General features: G+C 48.4%; 14 protein-coding genes. 3 read left to right on the forward strand and 11 right to left on the reverse strand.

Annotated features, from left to right (window positions below; genetic code table 11):
- On the reverse strand, nucleotides 1-182 hold a 182-nt coding region (locus PHG53_07585; protein MDD5381479.1), incomplete at its 3' end, for a hypothetical protein.
- 309 nt (nucleotides 183-491) lie between these two features.
- Here PHG53_07585 and PHG53_07590 point away from each other — a divergent pair.
- Together PHG53_07590 and PHG53_07595 are read left to right on the forward strand one after the other, a co-directional pair.
- Nucleotides 492-1880, forward strand: coding sequence for a TrpB-like pyridoxal phosphate-dependent enzyme (locus PHG53_07590; protein MDD5381480.1), 1389 nt, complete (start codon nucleotides 492-494; stop codon nucleotides 1878-1880).
- A gap of 247 nt (nucleotides 1881-2127) precedes the next feature.
- Nucleotides 2128-2964, forward strand: coding sequence for a hypothetical protein (locus PHG53_07595; protein ID MDD5381481.1), 837 nt, complete (start codon nucleotides 2128-2130; stop codon nucleotides 2962-2964).
- 84 nt (nucleotides 2965-3048) lie between these two features.
- On the opposite strand, the gene PHG53_07600 is transcribed toward PHG53_07595, so the two are convergent.
- The 9 genes from PHG53_07600 to PHG53_07640 all read right to left on the reverse strand — a co-directional run bounded on the left by PHG53_07600 (nucleotide 3049) and on the right by PHG53_07640 (nucleotide 16315).
- A complete protein-coding gene (locus tag PHG53_07600; protein MDD5381482.1) occupies nucleotides 3049-4074 on the reverse strand; it encodes a polyprenyl synthetase family protein in 1026 nt (341 codons plus the stop codon).
- Between the two features lie 60 nt (nucleotides 4075-4134).
- The gene (gene ilvE, locus PHG53_07605; protein MDD5381483.1) at nucleotides 4135-5001 is read right to left on the reverse strand and encodes a branched-chain-amino-acid transaminase; all 867 of its coding nucleotides are present in this window, start codon (nucleotides 4999-5001) and stop codon (nucleotides 4135-4137) included.
- A gap of 16 nt (nucleotides 5002-5017) precedes the next feature.
- Nucleotides 5018-5725, reverse strand: a complete 708-nt coding sequence (locus PHG53_07610) for an ABC transporter ATP-binding protein (protein MDD5381484.1) — start codon at nucleotides 5723-5725, stop codon at nucleotides 5018-5020.
- Nucleotides 5722-7071: an FtsX-like permease family protein gene (locus tag PHG53_07615; protein ID MDD5381485.1), complete on the reverse strand. Its 1350-nt coding sequence runs from the start codon at nucleotides 7069-7071 to the stop codon at nucleotides 5722-5724. Before PHG53_07615 ends, PHG53_07610 begins: the two co-directional genes overlap by 4 nt.
- A gap of 6 nt (nucleotides 7072-7077) precedes the next feature.
- On the reverse strand, nucleotides 7078-8397 hold the full coding sequence (locus PHG53_07620; GenBank protein ID MDD5381486.1) for an FtsX-like permease family protein: 1320 nt from the start codon (nucleotides 8395-8397) through the stop codon (nucleotides 7078-7080).
- A gap of 16 nt (nucleotides 8398-8413) precedes the next feature.
- On the reverse strand, nucleotides 8414-9862 hold the full coding sequence (gene lysS, locus PHG53_07625) for a lysine--tRNA ligase (GenBank protein ID MDD5381487.1): 1449 nt from the start codon (nucleotides 9860-9862) through the stop codon (nucleotides 8414-8416).
- Between the two features lie 14 nt (nucleotides 9863-9876).
- Nucleotides 9877-12003, reverse strand: coding sequence for a S41 family peptidase (locus PHG53_07630; protein ID MDD5381488.1), 2127 nt, complete (start codon nucleotides 12001-12003; stop codon nucleotides 9877-9879).
- 116 nt (nucleotides 12004-12119) lie between these two features.
- On the reverse strand, nucleotides 12120-13070 hold the full coding sequence (fba, locus tag PHG53_07635) for a class II fructose-1,6-bisphosphate aldolase (protein MDD5381489.1): 951 nt from the start codon (nucleotides 13068-13070) through the stop codon (nucleotides 12120-12122).
- A gap of 74 nt (nucleotides 13071-13144) precedes the next feature.
- Nucleotides 13145-16315 carry a hypothetical protein gene (locus PHG53_07640; GenBank protein MDD5381490.1) on the reverse strand — a complete coding sequence of 1057 codons (3171 nt, stop codon included), beginning with the start codon at nucleotides 16313-16315 and terminating at the stop codon, nucleotides 13145-13147.
- 208 nt (nucleotides 16316-16523) lie between these two features.
- On the opposite strand from PHG53_07640, the gene PHG53_07645 reads away from it, so the two are divergent.
- Nucleotides 16524-17663 carry a PilT/PilU family type 4a pilus ATPase gene (locus PHG53_07645; GenBank protein ID MDD5381491.1) on the forward strand — a complete coding sequence of 380 codons (1140 nt, stop codon included), beginning with the start codon at nucleotides 16524-16526 and terminating at the stop codon, nucleotides 17661-17663.
- A 9-nt stretch (nucleotides 17664-17672) separates the two neighbouring features.
- Here the strand turns inward: PHG53_07645 and PHG53_07650 are convergent, their stop codons facing one another.
- The gene (locus tag PHG53_07650; protein ID MDD5381492.1) at nucleotides 17673-18350 is read right to left on the reverse strand and encodes a hypothetical protein; all 678 of its coding nucleotides are present in this window, start codon (nucleotides 18348-18350) and stop codon (nucleotides 17673-17675) included.
- Nucleotides 18351-18378 lie beyond the last annotated feature (28 nt).

Consider the following 18378-nt stretch of genomic DNA (forward strand, 5'->3'; position numbering starts at 1 on the left):
GAGGATGAATACTCTGCCTGCGCAATGAGTATCAGAACTCGGTTGCTGCCCGCCTCCTTTGCGTGAGTTAATCCTGTTACCCAGTCGCCGAGAATCCCGACGTCGCTGAACGCCGGCTGGGCCAGACATAGACATACCGTTAGCACTGCCGCCAGTTTGATATAGGTAAACTTATGACACATGTATTTGCCCACTTCCCAAAACCGCTCCCATCCTCTTTATTTATACCATATTTCGGCATTATCTGTCAAGAAATCAGGTGTTCACACAAGGAACAAACTGAAAATCAGTAACCAGCTATGGAAGTCCAACAATTCCAGAAAGGAATGCGTAATTTGCACGGCGGAAGAATCATTAGCGAAATTTATTACCCTATTTTGGCTTAATCCCCCGTATTATTCTCCATCAAAAAAACTCTTGACATCCGCACCTTAATGCTTTACCTATAAAGACTTTATAATTTGATTAAATACATCAATTGGAGATATATTATGGAAATCAAAATTCCACTGCAAGAAAAGGACATCCCAAAACAATGGTATAACCTCGCCCCGGACCTGCCTTCTCCGCTGCTTCCGCCACTGGGTCCAGACGGTAAACCCATCTCGCCAGATATGCTGGCGCCGGTTTTTCCGATGAATCTCATCGAGCAGGAGGTCAGCTCACAACGCTGGATCGATATACCCGATGAAATCCTTGATATCCTCTATAGGTGGCGGCCGGCCCCCCTAAGAAGGGCCGTTTACCTCGAAAGATATTTGAAAACCCCCGCCCATATCTATTACAAGGATGAGAGCGTCAGTCCCCCCGGCAGCCACAAGCCGAACACCGCCGTCCCGCAGGCCTGGTACAACAAACAATTCGGCATCAAACGATTAACGACAGAAACCGGCGCAGGACAATGGGGCAGCGCGCTGGCCTTTGCCTGCAAACTGATTGGCCTTGAATGCAAGGTCTTTATGGTTAGAATCAGTTTTGACCAGAAGCCCTTCAGAAAACTTATGATGCAGGTCTGGGGCGCAAATTGTGTTGCAAGCCCCAGCAACGAAACCAACGCGGGAAGAAAAGTCCTCGCTGAAATACCTAATACCCCTGGCTCGCTCGGAATTGCCATCAGCGAAGCCATCGAGCAGGCCGTCACTGACAAGGAAGGCAAAACAAGATACTCGCTCGGCAGCGTTCTCAATCACGTTATGCTGCATCAGACAATCATCGGACTCGAGGCCAAAAAGCAGCTGAAACTCGCCGGCGAAAAAAAAGTTGACGTCGTTATCGGCTGCGCCGGCGGCGGCAGCAACTTCGCAGGCCTGTCTTTTCCGTTCGTCGCTGACAAAATCAACGGCGCTAATATCAAAATTATGCCCATCGAGCCGACATCCTGTCCCACAATGACTCGCGGCCCGTTCGCTTATGATTTCGGCGACACCGCCTGCACGACGCCCCTTATGGCAATGTACACCCTCGGACATTCCTTCATCCCGGAGCCTATTCACGCCGGTGGATTGCGATATCACGGTATGGCACCGCTTGTCTGTCAGGCCATCGTCGAAGGGCTCCTTGAACCAAAGGCATATCCGCAGACCAAATGCTATGGAGCTGCCCTTACCTGGGCCAAGACCGAAGGCTATATTTGCGCGCCGGAAACAAGTCACGCCATCGCGGCAGTCATTGACGAAGCTACAAAAGCCAAAGAGGAAGGCAAAGAAAAAGTCATTCTGTTCAACTACAGCGGACACGGGCTTATGGACCTCTCCGGCTATGATGCGTTCCTGACAGGAAAACTAACCGACCACGAGTTGCCGCAGCAGGACCTTGAAAAATTCACCGCACCCTTGAAAAATCTTCCCAAAGCCGAAATGAAAAAATCAGGAAAATGGTAATCTCCGACAAGGGCGGTGTCCGACAATATAGATATTGCGAATCGGCAGAAAAAAGGCCGATAAAAAAACCGTTTATACCGCCGTTAGAGCTGAAGATTCGGCTTTTGCGGCAAGAGCTCAAAAAAGGGTTTTTTTGTTGTCAGCCCTATAAATTTTGATATATTTGGTGAAATCAGGAACGGTTAAAACAATAAGATAATTATAGTGCCGTTATTTCTTTAAAGAACTTTTTGGGAAGGAGCTCAATATGTTGAGGAAAGAATTTCTTTTAGCAACTGTGGTTTTGTTTGGTGCTATATGCCCCGTCCTGGCCGCGGAAGGCGAACTGCACGGCTTTACTGGCATCACCTATGACACCAAGTATGTATGGCGCGGCATCACCGTCTATGGTGACAAAAGTGCCATACACCCATTTATAGACCTCGACCTTTTCGGCACTGGTTTCCATCTTGAAACAATCGCGCACCGCGCCAATTCGAGCGGTTACGAAAACGGTGAAAGATGGGACTATTCTCCTTATTATCTCGGTGCTTTCGGAATCGACCAGCAATGGGAAACCAGGTATAAAGTCGGCTGGAGGTACTTCAATTACCCTGACAGCAGTTCTCACACCCGCAACAGCACAGACCTGCAGGAAGTTTATGCCGGCTTTGTTTTCCCCAGATTGTTTGGCGTAGAAGGGCTTGTTCCTGGCTATGTCATCGTTAAGGGCTGGCCGAGCAACAGCGGTACTGTCTGCGGTGCGGCAAATCCCAACGGCGGAACATACGCAGGCTGGGCACACGTCTTTATGCTCGATTACGCTCTGCCAACAAAGGGATTCATAACTGATGCGCAAACATTTAACTTCCACGTAGAAACTGTTTATAACGATGGTGTTGACCCAAGGCCAGCAGGCGGTTATACCGACAGCGACTGGACTCACGTTATGATGGGTGTCTCGACCGACTTCGACCTCGGCAACAATCTTACCTTTACCCCTGGCGTTTATCATCAGATTACGATGGAAGACAGCGCAACCAGAGGCGTTAGTCCAGACCACAATATTACCTGGGCAAGTTTAACCTTAAAGTACAGCTTCTAAGCTGGAAAAATCTCTTAACTGAAGAAACAAAAAGGGCCGGTCCAGAAAATTGGCCGGCCCTTTTTATTTTCGGAAATCTGCCGGTTAAGTCACCCGTTGCGCAGCAAAACGCGATAGTTCGATTAACGCGTCTTTGCTTTCGCTATGATTAAATCCTTCAATCGCCGCAATTGCCTGCTCTGCAAACTCCTGCGCCCGTTTCTGCGCGTAGCCGATGCTGCCGCAGCTTTGTAATTTCTCAGCCAAAACGTCATACCTCTTTCTACGCCCTTTTTCTCCGCCACCGTCCAGAATACCCATGACAAGCTCTTTGTCTGTCTCATTTGCCGTCTTGAGCAAATGTATGACCGGCAGCGTCACCTTGCCGTTATCAAGGTCGTTGCCGATTGACTTTCCCGTCTTGTTTTGGTCTCCAACCAAATCGAGTAAATCATCAGTAATTTGAAACGCAATACCGAAATTCAAACCGAAATCAGACAGCAACTCTAACTCCGCTTCGCCCGCCCCGCCTAAAAAGCCGCCAAGATAACAACAGCTGCTGAAAAGTGCCGCGCTTTTGTCAGTAATTATGTCGATATATTCCGTTTCGCTTAACTGCCAATTTCCTCTTTGTGTTATCTGCCTCAATTCGCCTTCGCAGGTCCGGCCGGCGGCGGCGGCAATTATTTTCACGATGTGCGGCTCCAAATCGGCACACATCTTAAAAACCTTGCTTAATAAAAAATCACCCAGTAAAACCGCAGACTCATTGCCCCACAAACTGTTCACCGTAGCCCGTCCTCGGCGACTTTGCCCTTCGTCTATAACATCATCGTGCAGCAGCGTCGCATTGTGAATCATCTCCATAATCGCCGCAATACATATGTGCTTGTCTGTGATTTTACCGACAGCTCTGCCGGCAAGCAAAACCAGACCCGGACGAATCATCTTGCCGCCGCTGCTATTCTGGTGCTCCACCAGGTGCTTCACGCCGGCTTTGCCGGGACAGTTCAGCAGTTCATTACTTATCAGCTCTTTTACCTGCCCCAATTCATCGTTGATAACTCTAAAAGCAGTGACACCGTTGCGTGGCAGACTGCCGGATATATCTGTATGTGCTGGTAATTGCATATTATATATGCTGCGAGCTTCACCTTTTGTATCTCGTCAGGGATACGAGAGGGACATTGACTATTTGCTCTTTCCGTGGGCGTATTTGAAGAATTTCTTTCTCAATAGGCGCGTATAAGATCCGGGCCTGCCGTCCCCGATAATTCTGCCGTCAATCTCAATAACACCGATTACCTCGGCAGCCGTCCCGGTAAGGAAAAACTCATCGCAAACGTATAAATCAAATCTCGTCAGGTTTTTTTCAACCACCTCAAGCTTTGTTTCTTTCGCCAATCTGATAACAACACCGCGAGTTATCCCGCCTAATGCACCTGCTTCAACAGGCGGCGTATAAATCACTCCGTCTTTTACAATAAAAACGTTATCGCCGGTCGCCTCGGCAACATATCCTTCGTGGTTATACATAACCGCTTCGGCTGCATTTACATCCAGAGCCTCAATCTTGGCCAGTATATTATTGAGATAATTCATGCTTTTGACCTGCGGCGGAATCGCCAGAGGATGATTGCGGACCGTCGTTGCGCTAATTATCTTCAGCCCTTTTTCATAAAGCTCTTCCGGATAAAGCTGTATGTTATCAGCTATGATAAATAATCCGGCGTTCTCACAAATGAACGGGTTCAGCCCCAAAGTTCCGGTTCCGCGCGTCACAACGAGCCGAATATAACCATCGATAACGCCGTTAGCTTCGACAGTTTTTTCAACTGCCTTGATAAGCTTATCTCTGCCCATCGGGATATCAAGCCGAATTGCCTTCGCAGAATCGTAAAGACGTTTAATGTGGGCATCCAGCTCAAATATCCTGCTGCTGTAAACACGGATACCTTCAAATACCCCGTCCCCATAAAGAAGACCGTGGTCAAAAACGCTTATCTTGGCATCCGCCTCGTCTACAAGCTTGCCATTAAGCCAAATCTTCAACGCCATAACTTATCCTTTGACTTTAACTTTTGCCTTCTGCCACCCTGCCGTCCGCCAGTGTTATTATCCGCCCGGCCTTTTGGGCAATCCTTTCGTCATGGGTTACCATCACAATCGTCTGGCCGGCCTTATTCAATTTCTCAAAGACCCTTAGAATATCATTTCCTGTCGCAGAGTCAAGGTTTCCCGTCGGCTCATCTGCCAAAAGTATTCTCGGCTCATTCATCAATGCCCTGCCGATAGCCACCCTTTGCCGCTCTCCTCCCGACAGCTGATACGGTTTATGATTGGCCCTTTCGCTCAAGCCAAGCTCGCCGAGCAATTCCCTGGCTCGGCTCATCGCCCACCTCCGGCTGCCAAGCCAGCCAATCACGCTTTTCGAGGCCATTGCCGGAAGGAAAACATTTTCCAATACACTTAATTCGTCCAATAAATGATAAAACTGAAAAACAAATCCTACCATTTTATTGCGAAATTTATTCAATTCGCGCTCCCCCATCCGGCTCAAGACACGGCCTTCGAAGCTTACAGCACCTTTTTCGGGTTTGTCCAGAGCGCCCAATATATGCAATAGGGTGCTTTTGCCGCTGCCCGAGGCCCCGACTATCGCGGCAAACTCACCTTGCCTTACAAACAAATCCACCCCCTTGAGCACCTCCACCTTTGTTGTGCCCATCTGATACGATTTATAAAGTCCTTCCGCCTTTAATATAAAATCGTCGTTACTCATAATTGACTCACCTGCAAAGTTTCTACGGGCTCTAATTTCGCCGCCTGCCGGCTCGGAAAAAACGCACCTGCCAAACAGGCGCCTATTGCCGAAACTATTATCACTGCCAAAACCTTCGAATCAACCGTGTTAGGAATATCCCCGATAGCATACATTGCCCTGTTCCACAACTGAAATCCAAAATGCGCGAACAGAAAATCTTCTATCCTGTTAATTTTGAGCAAAAACAACCACCCGCCGAACACGCCGATGGCACTGCCCAAAAGACCTATTAAAAAAGCAAAACACGAAAATAATTCAACGATATCCAGCCTCGAAACACCTATGCTTTTTAATATGCCGATATCCTTGCTCTTGTGGCTGACAATCATATAAAAAACAACAAAGACTATAAATACAGTTGTAACTCCCACGAGAGCAAACATAAACGTCAGTATCGTCTGTTCTTTTTCCATCGCCGCGATGAATTCCCGCCTATAATCTTTCCAGCTTTGCACCGCAACAGTATTCAGTAATTCCGCTTGTTGTGCGCCTTTTCTTTCTTCTGCAAATACCTTCCACAGTGCGGCGACTTTCCCACACCCGTCTGCCAATTTAATATTCGGTTTGAACTTAATATGGATTGCACTGGCTCTTTTGACGGCTCCCCCCATACCGCAAAGCAGCTGCGCCTCTTCAAACGGCAGGTAAACAAATGAACTATCAACCCGCACCAATCCGCTGTGCACAGTATCGCTGTAATAGAAAGTTTTTGTATTTACCATGTCTGTCCCGGCTTTTGCCAAAGCGCCCTTAGCGGTTAAAGGAAAGCAGCTCACCAAAAGAGCCGCCTCAACGGGACGGACTTCATAATCATATTTGCCCCTGTCATCGCGTCTCAGCCAGAAGTCAATCCCTACCACACAACCGGGAAGATTCGGGGCATAAATCGGCTCAAATGCTTTGGCCGCATCGTTCTTGCGGTGATACAGCGTCTCACCAAAGTTGGTAACTTTGCTGTGTTCAAAAGGGTCAATACCCAGAATCTCCACGCCGCTGTTCCACTCGAGGTCGCGATTTTTTATCAGCGCGTAGCTTTTTATAACAGCCGAAACTCCCTCGATAAAATCAGCTCCCTCTATCTTTTTCATAAAATCTTCATAGTATGGAAAACCAACCAGCGACTCGGTTCCAACCACGCAATCACCTACCCACTTATGGTTACTATCCTTAAAATCGCGCACCAGGCCCGTCATTACTGTCATCACCACAACTACTATAAACACGCAAAGCGCAACTGCCAAAAATGCCAGATAACTGATGCGTTTTTTAAGCAGGTAACGAAATGACAAAATAATTTTATACATTACTATTTATTCATACCTTAATACATTGACCGGCTTGGTCCTTACCGCGACAATCGCCGGTATCAGCGCCCCCACAGCCGCCGCAAAAACAGCCGACAGCGCTATAAGCAAAGCCCAGTCCCAATCAACTTCGTTCGGTATCTTGCTGAACATATAAACGCTGCTCTTCCAAAGCTTCAAACCAAAGATTATCCTTATCCATTCTTCGATGGTGTTTATATTCTTTGTTACAATATCACCCAGTATCATACCTATCCCCGAACCTACCAGCCCCACACAGACGCCGAACCCGACAAAAATCAACGCCACCGTTCCGTTCGTCGCCCCGCAGCTTTTTATTATCGCTATGTCCTTCTGCCGCGTCTCGATTATCATATAGAATATGCAAAAAATCAGCAGGACTACACTCAAACTTATAACACCGAATATCAACATCAATATTCTCATCTGCTTTCGAAACTCCGCCACGTGTCTGCTTTGCATTTGCCTGGCCGTAACAATTTCCGTCTCTTTTATAAGTTGCGGCTCCCAGTCAAGCTGTTCCGCGGCAAAACCCTCCCACACGTTGCGAATCTGCGCAAGTGCCGCATCTGTCTCGGCTCCCGCCCTCAGCTTAATTTGAATCTGACCTGCAACACCTTCACTTTCGTTCGGATACAAAACTCTTTGAACTTCTTCTATAGGCAGATACACCAATCCCTTATCAAGATAATAAACACCAGTGAAAACAACATCCGTAATTGTAAATCTTATGGTCTTTCTCCTGACCGTCACCCCATCGCTACTATCTTGCGCTTTTACTACCGCCCCCGTTGTAAGAACAGCTTCCTGACCAATCACCTTTTTAGCCGCTTCAAAATCATACTCATCTGTCTGTTCATCAGGCTTCGCCACCACACCGATTCCCACGAATCCGCTCACCTGTTGCTCGTCCCTTGATACCGGATGCTCATTCCCTGATATTCGTTCGAGTTTCGAGAATCGGGTATTGAGATTCGAGACCCCCCAAATCCCCACTCCGCGAACATTGCCTTTGCCCAGATGCAGCAGCCCCCCAGCCGACAGAGTCGCAGCCGCCGATTCCACCGTGCTCTCCTGTTCTAAACGCCGGATAAGCTCCTGGTATTTTGGAAACTTAATAATCGGAGGCTCCAAAACCACATCCCCCATCACTTCAACTGCGCTTTTCTCGAATGCATCGATAAAACCGCCGAACAAACTGGCAACAACTATCAATAGCGATGCCGACAACGCAACCGCCGCTATACTCAAAAGCACAATCTTTTTCTTGCGCAGATATCGCAGCCATAGAAACAATTTCAGCATATCGAGCCCAATCGTTTTATTCGGAGACAGGCCTAAGAAGCGGAAACAGCACTACGTCACGAATGCTCGTAGCACCGGTTAAAACCATCGCCAATCTGTCAATTCCAATACCCAGCCCCCCTGCCGGCGGCATACCATACTTCAGCGCAGTTATAAAATCGGCGTCCATCGTCGCCATCGTTTCTTCCTGCCCGCGAAGCTGGATTTTGAAGTTCTCCTCCTGAACCGCAGGGTCATTCAGCTCCGTATATGCGTTAGCAAGCTCCATCCCCGCTATATAAAGCTCAAATCGTTCTGCATATTTCGGATTATCTTTTTTACATTTTGTCAACGGACACAATGCTGCCGGATAATCCATTACAAACGTCGGCGAAATCAATCTCTCCTCAACCGTCGCCTCGAACACCTCATTGACAACCACCGCATCGTCCATACTCGCTTCATTTAAACCGAGCTTCTTCGCCTTTGCCCTGACAGAACCGGTATCGTCAACATCGCAGCCGCCGTATTCCTTTAATAACTCCGCATACGTCGCCCGCCGCCACGGCCTCGAATAATCAACCGTAACTTCACCAAATTGAACCTGCTCGCCGCCGCAATATTTCTCCACCAGCAGGCAGATAAGCTCCTCGGTCAAATCCATCATCACTTTGTAATCAGCGTATGCCTGATACAACTCCAGCATCGTAAATTCCGGGTTGTGCCGCGTGCTAAGCCCTTCGTTGCGGAAGTTGCGGTTTATCTCGAAAACTTTCTCCATCCCGCCCACAAGAAGCCGCTTCAAAAACAGCTCCGGCGCAATCCTCAAAAACAAATCCATATCCAGCGTATTATGATGCGTGATAAACGGCTTCGCCGCCGCTCCCCCTGCTATCGTTTGCATCATCGGCGTCTCGACTTCCATAAAACCGCGGCCGGTCAAATACTCACGCACCGTCCGCAGAATCGCGCTTCGCTTCCTGAATAATTCCATCACATCAGGATTGGCCCACAAATCCACATACCTCTGCCGGTAACGCAGGTCGATATCCGACAAACCGTGAAATTTCTCCGGCGGCGGCAAAAGCGATTTGCTCAGCAATGTTACTTTGTCGGCCCATATAGTAATCTCCCCCGTTTTGGTCTTTCCTAATTGCCCCTCAGTCCCGATTACATCGCCAAGCTCAAGCAGCTTGGCAAGCGACCATTGCTCACCCAGCAGCTTTTTGCTCAGGCCCGTCTGGATAATCCCGCTCCAGTCACGCAGCGTTATAAAAATCAGGCTGCCGATGTCCCTCAGCAGCACAATCCTGCCGGCACATTTGGCTCGCTGGCTCTCATCGCCATCCTTAAACCTCGTTTTAATATCACAGGATTGCTCCGCCCCTTCGTATTTACCGCCATAAGGGTCAATACCCAATTCTCTGATACGAGACAGCTTTTCCTGCCTCTGCCGTTCAAATTGGCTTATTTCCTGCTTTGCCAAATGCTCACACCTCACTACTTCCTGATTTCAGAACTCTCCTCAATTAATTTGCTCCTAACGACCAAAAGCCCGACCGTCAGCTGGGGATCTGCTGCTAAACTTTCTTCGACTGTATGCTTTTTCAGCGGCGCCGCCTCTTTATCGCGGTCGGCTCTCACCAGCACGTCGTTATCCCTCTGCACATCAAACATCTTTTTAATTTCATCGCTCCTCAATTTCACCTCGACAGCCGGCCCGACACCCCAATCATCCTTCCCCTCTTTTTTCACTTCATCCTGGCTCTTGACCCTTTGGCCTGAAGGTAAATAATAATACGCCATCGTATATTTTAACTGTGCTCCTCCCTTGGGATACGAGATTATCCCTTGCACGCTCCCTTTGCCGTGTGTCCTTTCGCCAACCAAAACCGCCCGGTTATGGAGCGGGTCCGCCAGCGCTCCGGCCACAATCTCTGAAGCGCTCGCAGAATAACTATTTATCAGTATAACTAACGGATAATTTGGATGAGTTCCTTCCTTACGTGCCCACGCGTATGTCGATGACACCCACGACCGGGGCCGTGTTATCACTATCGGACCTTCTTCGAGAAACTTGTCGGCTACCTCTATCGCCATATTTAAAAGTCCGCCGCTATTAAATCGCAAATCCAAAATCAAGCCGTTCAAACCTTCAGCCTCAAGCTGATTGAGGACATCTTCAAAGTCAGAAGCGGTCTTCTCGGAAAAACTGGTAATGTGGACATAACCGATTTTCCTGCTTGTATCAATCATATACAGCCATTTGCCGGTTTCGGTCCTTTCCCAGCCCCGGATTGTCGGGACAGTTATCTTGGCCCGGGTTATGGTAATGTCCCTCGTCTCGTCCTCACCCGCTCGCCTTATCGTCAATCTCACTTGTGTACCCGCTTTACCGGTAATATTCTTAACAGCGCACGAAAGACTCATGTCCTTCGTTTCAACTCCGTCTATGTTTTCTATCATGTCCTCCGCATCGAGACCGGAGTAGTATGCAGGAGTATCAGGCAAAAGACTCGACACCGTCAGCTGCCCTTTTTCTTTTGAAATCTCTATGCCGATACCCGTAAATTCATTGGTCATCATCTTTTCAAAATCATCCGTCTGCTTGGGCCAAACTATAACCGTATAAGGGTCTAGTGCGGACAGCGCCGCCTCCGCAAACTGTGTAATCAGTAGCTGTGTGGGTAATTCCACAGTTGTTGTGTTCAGCGTCAGCACCTTTTCAAAAATAGCTATAAACTTATCTTTACTCACTTCCATCGGCGAATTCTCTATTTCATCCAAAATCGCCTTCAGGCCGCGCGACCACGCCGAAAGCCGGTTCTCGTCGCTGCTGACATCTGATTCAGCCAATGAGCGGCGAGCTTCTGGCGACAAATTCGTCACCTCAGCCAGCAATTCGCAGCGTTTGACAGCTTTAATCGCCATCTGGCGATAATCAATAATGCTGCTGACGTAATCTAATCTCAGCGCCTCAATCGACCGCGTAAACATCTCTTTCTTCACGTTTTCGAAACGTTCCTTGCGGCTCTCACAGGGACTATCTTGAAATAACGCCGCTATATTGGCCTTTTCTATAAGCTGCTCCGCATGGTCGGAATACGCCGTATTATTTTCATCAATGACCTGCAGCCAGCTGTAGCATATCGCGTATGCGTCAAGCCACTTGCCCTTCGACTCCAACTCACTTGCTTTATCTATCGCTTTTTGAAAACTCTGCTGTGTGAATGGCTCAGACAATAGTTCTGCCTTTTGTGCTTTATCTGCAAACTCGCTCACCTTCGCAATAACCGACATCGCCTTTGAAATATCATTTACATCGTTCACGTCGCTCACATCGTTGGCCTCTGCCGCAACCCAAAGCTTCTCCAGTTCAGCCAACCTCTCCGCGTATGCATCCTCCCGGGCCGACTTGCGATGCTCGGTTATATCCTTGTATTCCTGCACAATCTCCGCTAATTGACTCAGTTGAGATTGTACGGCCTCTCTGCTGCCGGCCGAATTTATCAGCTCGCCTGCTGTATCAAATTTGCCTTCGGCAATCAGCTCACAAGCTGTTTTAACAGCGTTGGCATCTGCCGTCCCAGCTTTCGGTATTTCGACAGGCGCTGGTCTTTTCGGCACCCCGCAGCCAATCAACCCGCAAAAAAACGCCGCAAAACAAACCGGCAAAATCAAATATTTACTTCTCGCTCGCAGATCTCGCATCTAAGCTTTTGGTATAAAATTCAAATTTCTTGTCAACTGCACTCCGCCGCTTTGCCGGCACATCCTAAAACATGCAGCTTGTGCTTAACCATCGCTTTAATAGCATCCCTGCCTGGGCCAAGGTATTTACGCGGGTCAAACTCTGCGGGCTTCTCCGCAAAAACCTGCCTGATTTTAGCCGTTAGAGCCATTCGCAAATCCGTATCGATATTGACCTTGCACACCGCCATCTTCGCCGCCCTGCTTATTGCCTCCTCAGGAACGCCCATAGCATCAGGCATCTTGCCGCCATACTTATTGATAAGGTCCTTGAATTCCTTTAGCACACTGCTTGAACCGTGCATAACTAACGGAAATCCGGGCAGCTTATCGGCTATCTTCTGTATAATATCGAAGGCCAGCTTCGGCTCACTTTTGAACTTATAGGCGCCGTGGCTGGTCCCGCACGCTACCGCCAGCGAGTCACAGCCGCTTTTCTCGACAAACTCTATTGCCTGCTCAGGGTCCGTCAGGTGTTTGGCAATATCGTCCATACTAACGCCCACAACGTGCTCTTCAATTCCGCCTAACTGACCCAACTCTGCCTCTACTGACACGTTATGACTATGTGCATACTCTACTACTTGTCTGGTGACTCGAATGTTCTCTTCGAATGGCAGCTTCGAGGCGTCTATCATAACCGACGTAAAACCGTCATCCACAAATTGCTTACACGTCTCGAAATTATCGCCGTGGTCCAGATGTGTAACAATAGGAATATCAGGATTCTCTGCTACTGCCACGTTGATAATAGCGTTCAAGTAGCTGTTTTTCGCATAATCTCGCGCACCCCTCGATATCTGCAAAATCAGCGGGGCCTTCTCCTCGGCTACCGCGTCAACAATACCCTGTGTGATTTCCATATTGTTTACATTAAACGCACCTATTGCATAGCCGCCCTTATATGCCATCTTAAACATTTTCTCCGTGCCAACCAACGCCATATCTTTTCTCCTTATAAAACTAAAATCCAAAAACCATAAAAAGTCCAAAAAACTTAATATATTTTCTGCCGCTTTTAATATTCCGCCGGCCCGGTCATACCCGTATATTTTCTACCTCCAGTCCCCATCTCCGGAACGCCTTGAGGCCATATACTAAACACTACAGACTGCCTGTCCAGCGATTCATCAGCGCTGAATGTAAGGCCGTAATACATCCTGTGATACCGCCGCAACAGCGTTACATCGCTTCGAACATTTAGACCATAGTCAAAGTCATACTCCTGTGCAAAAATAATCGTATATCGCGGGTCAAGAACGTAAGTAGCTGCAAAAACGAACGCATTCGAACCCTCCTCGTCCAGAACCCTCACGCGCCTCAAATATCTGCTCCCTATATAATAGCTCAAATTAGGCCAGCATAAATGAGAAAAACCAATATTAAATTGCTGGATCGCCATGCTTTGAATATCAAAATTCAAATCGGAGAGTACCGCCGAAGTATCACTCATACGCCAGATATAGTCGGCGCTGAAGTAATCACGTCTCGGCCCCCAATTCTCAAACCTGTGAAGACCCGTCGCCCTAACCCCGTCATGGCTAATCAAATCCCCGTTAAATATCTCAGGGGCCGAAAGCACCCGCATAGGCACAATCGGACGCGCCCAGATATATCGGTCGGGACTCGCTTCTTCCGCATCGCCGGTATTGCTCAGCCACGTAACCTCCGTATCCAAACGCATCCACTCAACTGTCCGCTGTGCGCCTTCACGACCACGCTTGGTTAGCAGCCGCTGAGAGATACCTGCACTCAACGCATCACGCTGCTCCACAGCATCATCGCTCTCCTCATAAACGACCGCCGTCAGGTATGGTCTTACAATATGACGCAATTGACTCAAATCCCAGAGCCGGCTCTTCACATCAGGATAAACCTTCCAGTATGGCCGCGGAAAAACTCGGACTCCAGCCTCTCCAATCCAGACGTCCTTATCTCCAAAACTGCCCGTATTGCTGCCGTCAACAAGCGTTCTTGTAAAACCGCTGCGGTTGTCATAACCGAACGTCCCTGCCACATACGGGATGACCTTAAACGATCCCGCCTGGATCGGCATATCAAGCTCTGTCCGATGCGATGCAAACGTAAACCGATCTTCGCTGATGTTCGTCAAATTCGTCGCAATGGCCGGCGTCGCACCTAAAACTATCGGCTGAGAATGGTCCTTGCCTATCCTCTGACGCAGCCGGCCTATCTCGCTGTCGCTGTATAAAGTGAACCGGTCCTCAAAAAGCGACTGGCCCGTCAGGTGAAATTCGGCGCTGGGCAGCTCCTCCAGCTCATCGGCAAAATTATTTATCCGCCCTTTGCCTAAAATAGACAGAGCCCAGTTGTCCTGAAGACGCTTCAGGTGAACATACGTCTCCTGCTTTTCGCCGGTGTTAAACTCCCTGCGATAAAAACTCTCGAGAAAATTCTCGTCGGAGAGATAACTAACCCCGGTCGTAAGCTGCCAGTTATAGGGCAGAAACTGCCTGTGCCGCCACGTAAGCCGACCACGAAGCCCTTTGTCCGGCTCAAGGTCTTTTCGACTGCTAATCCTGCCCAGTCTGTCTTCTCCGTGGTCGCTAATCACATACCCTAAAAGCTTGCCGTAATAATTCTCTCTGTCATAATTAATGTCAACGCCGCTGCCAAACCCGCGCTTGCTGTAATAATCAAGCAAAAGAGTGCTGTCCGTCCCCTCAGGCTCGCGAAGCCCCAGCAGACGGGACAAATACCAGCGACTCTCAACAAATGTCCCGAAAGTGTTGTCACGACCGGCACTTATTTTTTTAATAGGAATATCCGGTCTTTCAAAGTTAGCTCGCATACCCGGCCAATAGAATAGCGTCCTTTTGCCGGCCTTAAAACGAACATCACGCATCTCCACATCATAACTGCTCCTTGAGACACGGCCCTTCTGGGCGTCGATAGCCGTCGTATCGGAAATAACTACTTTTGAGGTCGTAATAGAAATCTGCGGCAGATAAAATTCACTGCTTGTCAGAACGGCGCCCTCGGCAGAAAACTTGTCTTCTGCTATCCGCCGTAACTTCGCCGCACGAACATATATCGGAATACCTCGCTCCACATCGAAATTCCTCACCTCTGCATTTACCGCCAGCGCCCTCTTGTCCTGAAAATCATAATACATCTCATCTGACCGAATCGTCCGCTGACCCTCTGTCATCACAACGTTCCCGGACATATAAATTGCCTGCACGCCGCCCTCAGTCAAAACTTCCTCGTCCTTGGTTTTCTCTTCGCCGGACAGCGCGGAGCCGGAATAAAACATAACTGCCGAATCTGCCTCCAGCTCCAGCAGTCCTCCTGCCTCATCTTGCTTCTGCCACACATAGAACCTGCCCTCAACCGTTGCAACATCTGTCCCATCCGGCGCCCTGGTTCGCTCTATCTTTGGTTCAACCTTACCCGCAGGTGCTATATTAACAGGATACGTAAAGCGGGGACCCTTCACTTCCATCTCCGCAATCGCTTTAACTGGCTTGGCCGGCTTTCCCTCACCCCCGCCAAACATCATTTCGAGTAAGCCCTGCCGCCGTCGCTTTTCGAGAGCAGGCAAACGCTCTCTTTCGGCTGCAGCTATCCCTTTTTTAGGGGGTTTTTTCTCTTCGCTCGGTAATTCAGGTGCCTTTACTTCCGCCCAAGCGGGAACCTTCGGCACTATCGCCGCCTCAGCTTTTTTATAAAGCTCTAATTCTCGAGGGTCGGCAACCTCTCTTTTATCCACCGTTACAAAAACCTCGCCGTCCACATCAAACTGAACTACCATCGACCCGCTGTCTTCAACTACTGTCTGGCTCAAATCGGTTGTCTTGGCGCTCTTGCCTTTTTTAACCGACACCCTGCCCTCAAGATATGCATTTACATTATAATTAATTCTACTTTCGCCCAAATATTCGGTTTTTGCCCCTTTCACCCAGACTACCGCTTTATTGCTGAAAAATTGATTAGCCCCTACCGACATCGAAAATTTGCCTTGGAAGACAAGTATATGCTCGCCGCTGTCGCTCTGGTAGCTTGTAACATCCCGCCCCGACAACTGCAAATCCTGGCCCGCAAAGGCCCGGGCTTTTTGCTGGGAAACCTCACTCTCAACAGCAAACGAAACTGCCCCGCCTGCCAAAACCAGCACTATCAAAATAAATAACTTTCTCTTTCGCATCCTGGCGTCTGCGTCTTGCATCCCGTACTCCATTATTTTCTTACGAAATACGCAACACGGAATTATAACCATCTCCCCCAAGCAAAGCCAATAAAAAACATAAATATGGGAGGCTCTCCTGTCCTGGGCGTGGTCAAAAGTGCCGAATCAAATAGTTTGCCACTTACTCCTTGCTGCGGTAAAATGGTTAAAATAAACAACCAAATTACTCTAAGTAGAGGTGATATATATGTCTGAACAATATCCCGCTTCGGCAAAAGTCTATCCAACCGAAAACCTTGGCAAATGGAGCATTCTCGATATGCTGGCATACTTCGAGGAAAAAGGCGCTATGAGGGTCTCCGATTTACATATCAAAATCGGCGTCCCGCCCGTATATCGCATTGATGGCGAGCTCGTAAAATTCAAAGGCCTCTCCATAACCGAAGAGATTGCAAAGCAGCTCATTTATCCCCTTTTAAGCGACGAAAAAATAAGCAAGCTCCAGACTCAATACAACGTGGACAGCTCTTACAGACTCGGCTCTCTTCAATTCCGAATAAACGTCTTTAAAGAAAACGACGGCATCTGCGCCGCAATCAGGGCGCTGTCTCTGCACATCCCGAAGGTTGAAGAAATCGGATTTCCTAACGACATCTGGGAGGACATCATCGACCGAAAGCAGGGACTTGTCCTCATCACCGGAATCACAGGCGCAGGAAAATCTACAACCATTGCCTCGCTAATAGACCGAATCAGCGAGAAACATGCCTGCAGAATCATTACCATCGAAGACCCCATAGAGTATATTTACCAGCAAAAAAATTCCATAGTCTCCCAGCGCGAACTTGGAAGGGACGTTACTTCCTTCGCTGATGGTCTAAGAGCAATACTTCGCGAAGACCCCGATATAATATTCGTCGGCGAAATGCGCGACCCCGAAACCATTGCTATGACCCTTATGGCCGCCGAGACAGGTCACCTCGTATTCTCGACACTCCATACAAGAGACGCTACCGGCACCGTAACGCGAATCCTCGATTACTTTCCTCCTGACAGGCAAAACGAAGTGCAGAACCAGCTCTCCCTCGGGCTTGCTTACATTATTAGCCAAAAGCTCATACCAAAAAAAGATGGAAAAGGCCGGCTCATAGCAATGGAAATCCTCAACAACAAAAGCTACGCCTGCGCAAACCTCATCCGATTCGGTAAATTCGAGCAGCTTTATTCACAAATGCAGACAAAAACCAAAAGCGGACCCGATGAAAAAATGATAACGATGGAAAAGCACATGTCGATGCTCGTAAAAGAAAACAAAGTTAACCTCCTTGAAGCTCAAAAATGGGTCAACAATATCACCACCTTTGCCGACGCTATGAAACGAGGCTGACGCCGCATCCTAAAATAATCTCGGTAAAGCAGGACCAAAATCAGGCACCACCGGCACCTTCTCTCCTTTGCTCTGCCAGAAATACTCCCAATAGGTTTTTTTATCTGATGTAATAGTTATTTTACCGGCCGCGTTGTACTCGTTGTCAAGCCAGCCCGTTACATATATCGCGCCGGTTGCGGTTTTAATCTTGTCGGTCTTCGAATTTGTTACGAGAATAAGAGATTCGCCCTTAGCTATAAAGTAAAGTTTTTTCGGGTCTTCGCCGTCCTTGTCACTGTAAATTTTCGTAGGGTCGATATTACCTTTAAATCGCGACCCCATCACCTCCCATGTTATATCAGGCTCAGGGTTGTATTTACCTTCCCAAACACCCTTTATTCGGCCATCTGTCAAAATGAACATATCAACCCCGCCCTTGACATCACCGTTTTCAACTATCGCACCCTCAAAACCTAAATTGTCTAAAATCTCGGGTTGTCCCTCATTCGGCTGTTTGACCTTCTCGCTGGACGGAACTAATCGGCGCTCCTCGTTCCACGGCATACCTGAACCAGACCCGGGCATCAGCGCCATCGGGTCTAACCAGATAAAAACGCCGATAATGCAGACTATAAGAACCATTAGTATAAGAATATATCCTCCATGCTCGGAATGTAACGCCTGTTTGGCCTTCTTGGCCCGCATACATACCTCCCTTCTTGGATTTTTGATA

This window comes from Phycisphaerae bacterium (assembly GCA_028714855.1).
Lineage (GTDB): Bacteria > Planctomycetota > Phycisphaerae > Sedimentisphaerales > Anaerobacaceae > CAIYOL01.

Coding starts and splice junctions, on each gene's coding strand:
- PHG53_07645 (MDD5381491.1), top strand. CDS start 16,524: ATGTCTGAACAATATCCCGCTTCGGCAAAAGTCTATCCAACCGAAAAC.
- PHG53_07600 (MDD5381482.1), bottom strand. CDS start 4,074: ATGCAATTACCAGCACATACAGATATATCCGGCAGTCTGCCACGCAAC.
- PHG53_07620 (MDD5381486.1), bottom strand. CDS start 8,397: ATGCTGAAATTGTTTCTATGGCTGCGATATCTGCGCAAGAAAAAGATT.
- fba (MDD5381489.1), bottom strand. CDS start 13,070: ATGGCGTTGGTTGGCACGGAGAAAATGTTTAAGATGGCATATAAGGGC.
- PHG53_07615 (MDD5381485.1), bottom strand. CDS start 7,071: ATGTATAAAATTATTTTGTCATTTCGTTACCTGCTTAAAAAACGCATC.
- PHG53_07640 (MDD5381490.1), bottom strand. CDS start 16,315: ATGCAAGACGCAGACGCCAGGATGCGAAAGAGAAAGTTATTTATTTTG.
- PHG53_07610 (MDD5381484.1), bottom strand. CDS start 5,725: ATGAGTAACGACGATTTTATATTAAAGGCGGAAGGACTTTATAAATCG.
- PHG53_07650 (MDD5381492.1), bottom strand. CDS start 18,350: ATGCGGGCCAAGAAGGCCAAACAGGCGTTACATTCCGAGCATGGAGGA.
- PHG53_07590 (MDD5381480.1), top strand. CDS start 492: ATGGAAATCAAAATTCCACTGCAAGAAAAGGACATCCCAAAACAATGG.
- PHG53_07595 (MDD5381481.1), top strand. CDS start 2,128: ATGTTGAGGAAAGAATTTCTTTTAGCAACTGTGGTTTTGTTTGGTGCT.
- ilvE (MDD5381483.1), bottom strand. CDS start 5,001: ATGGCGTTGAAGATTTGGCTTAATGGCAAGCTTGTAGACGAGGCGGAT.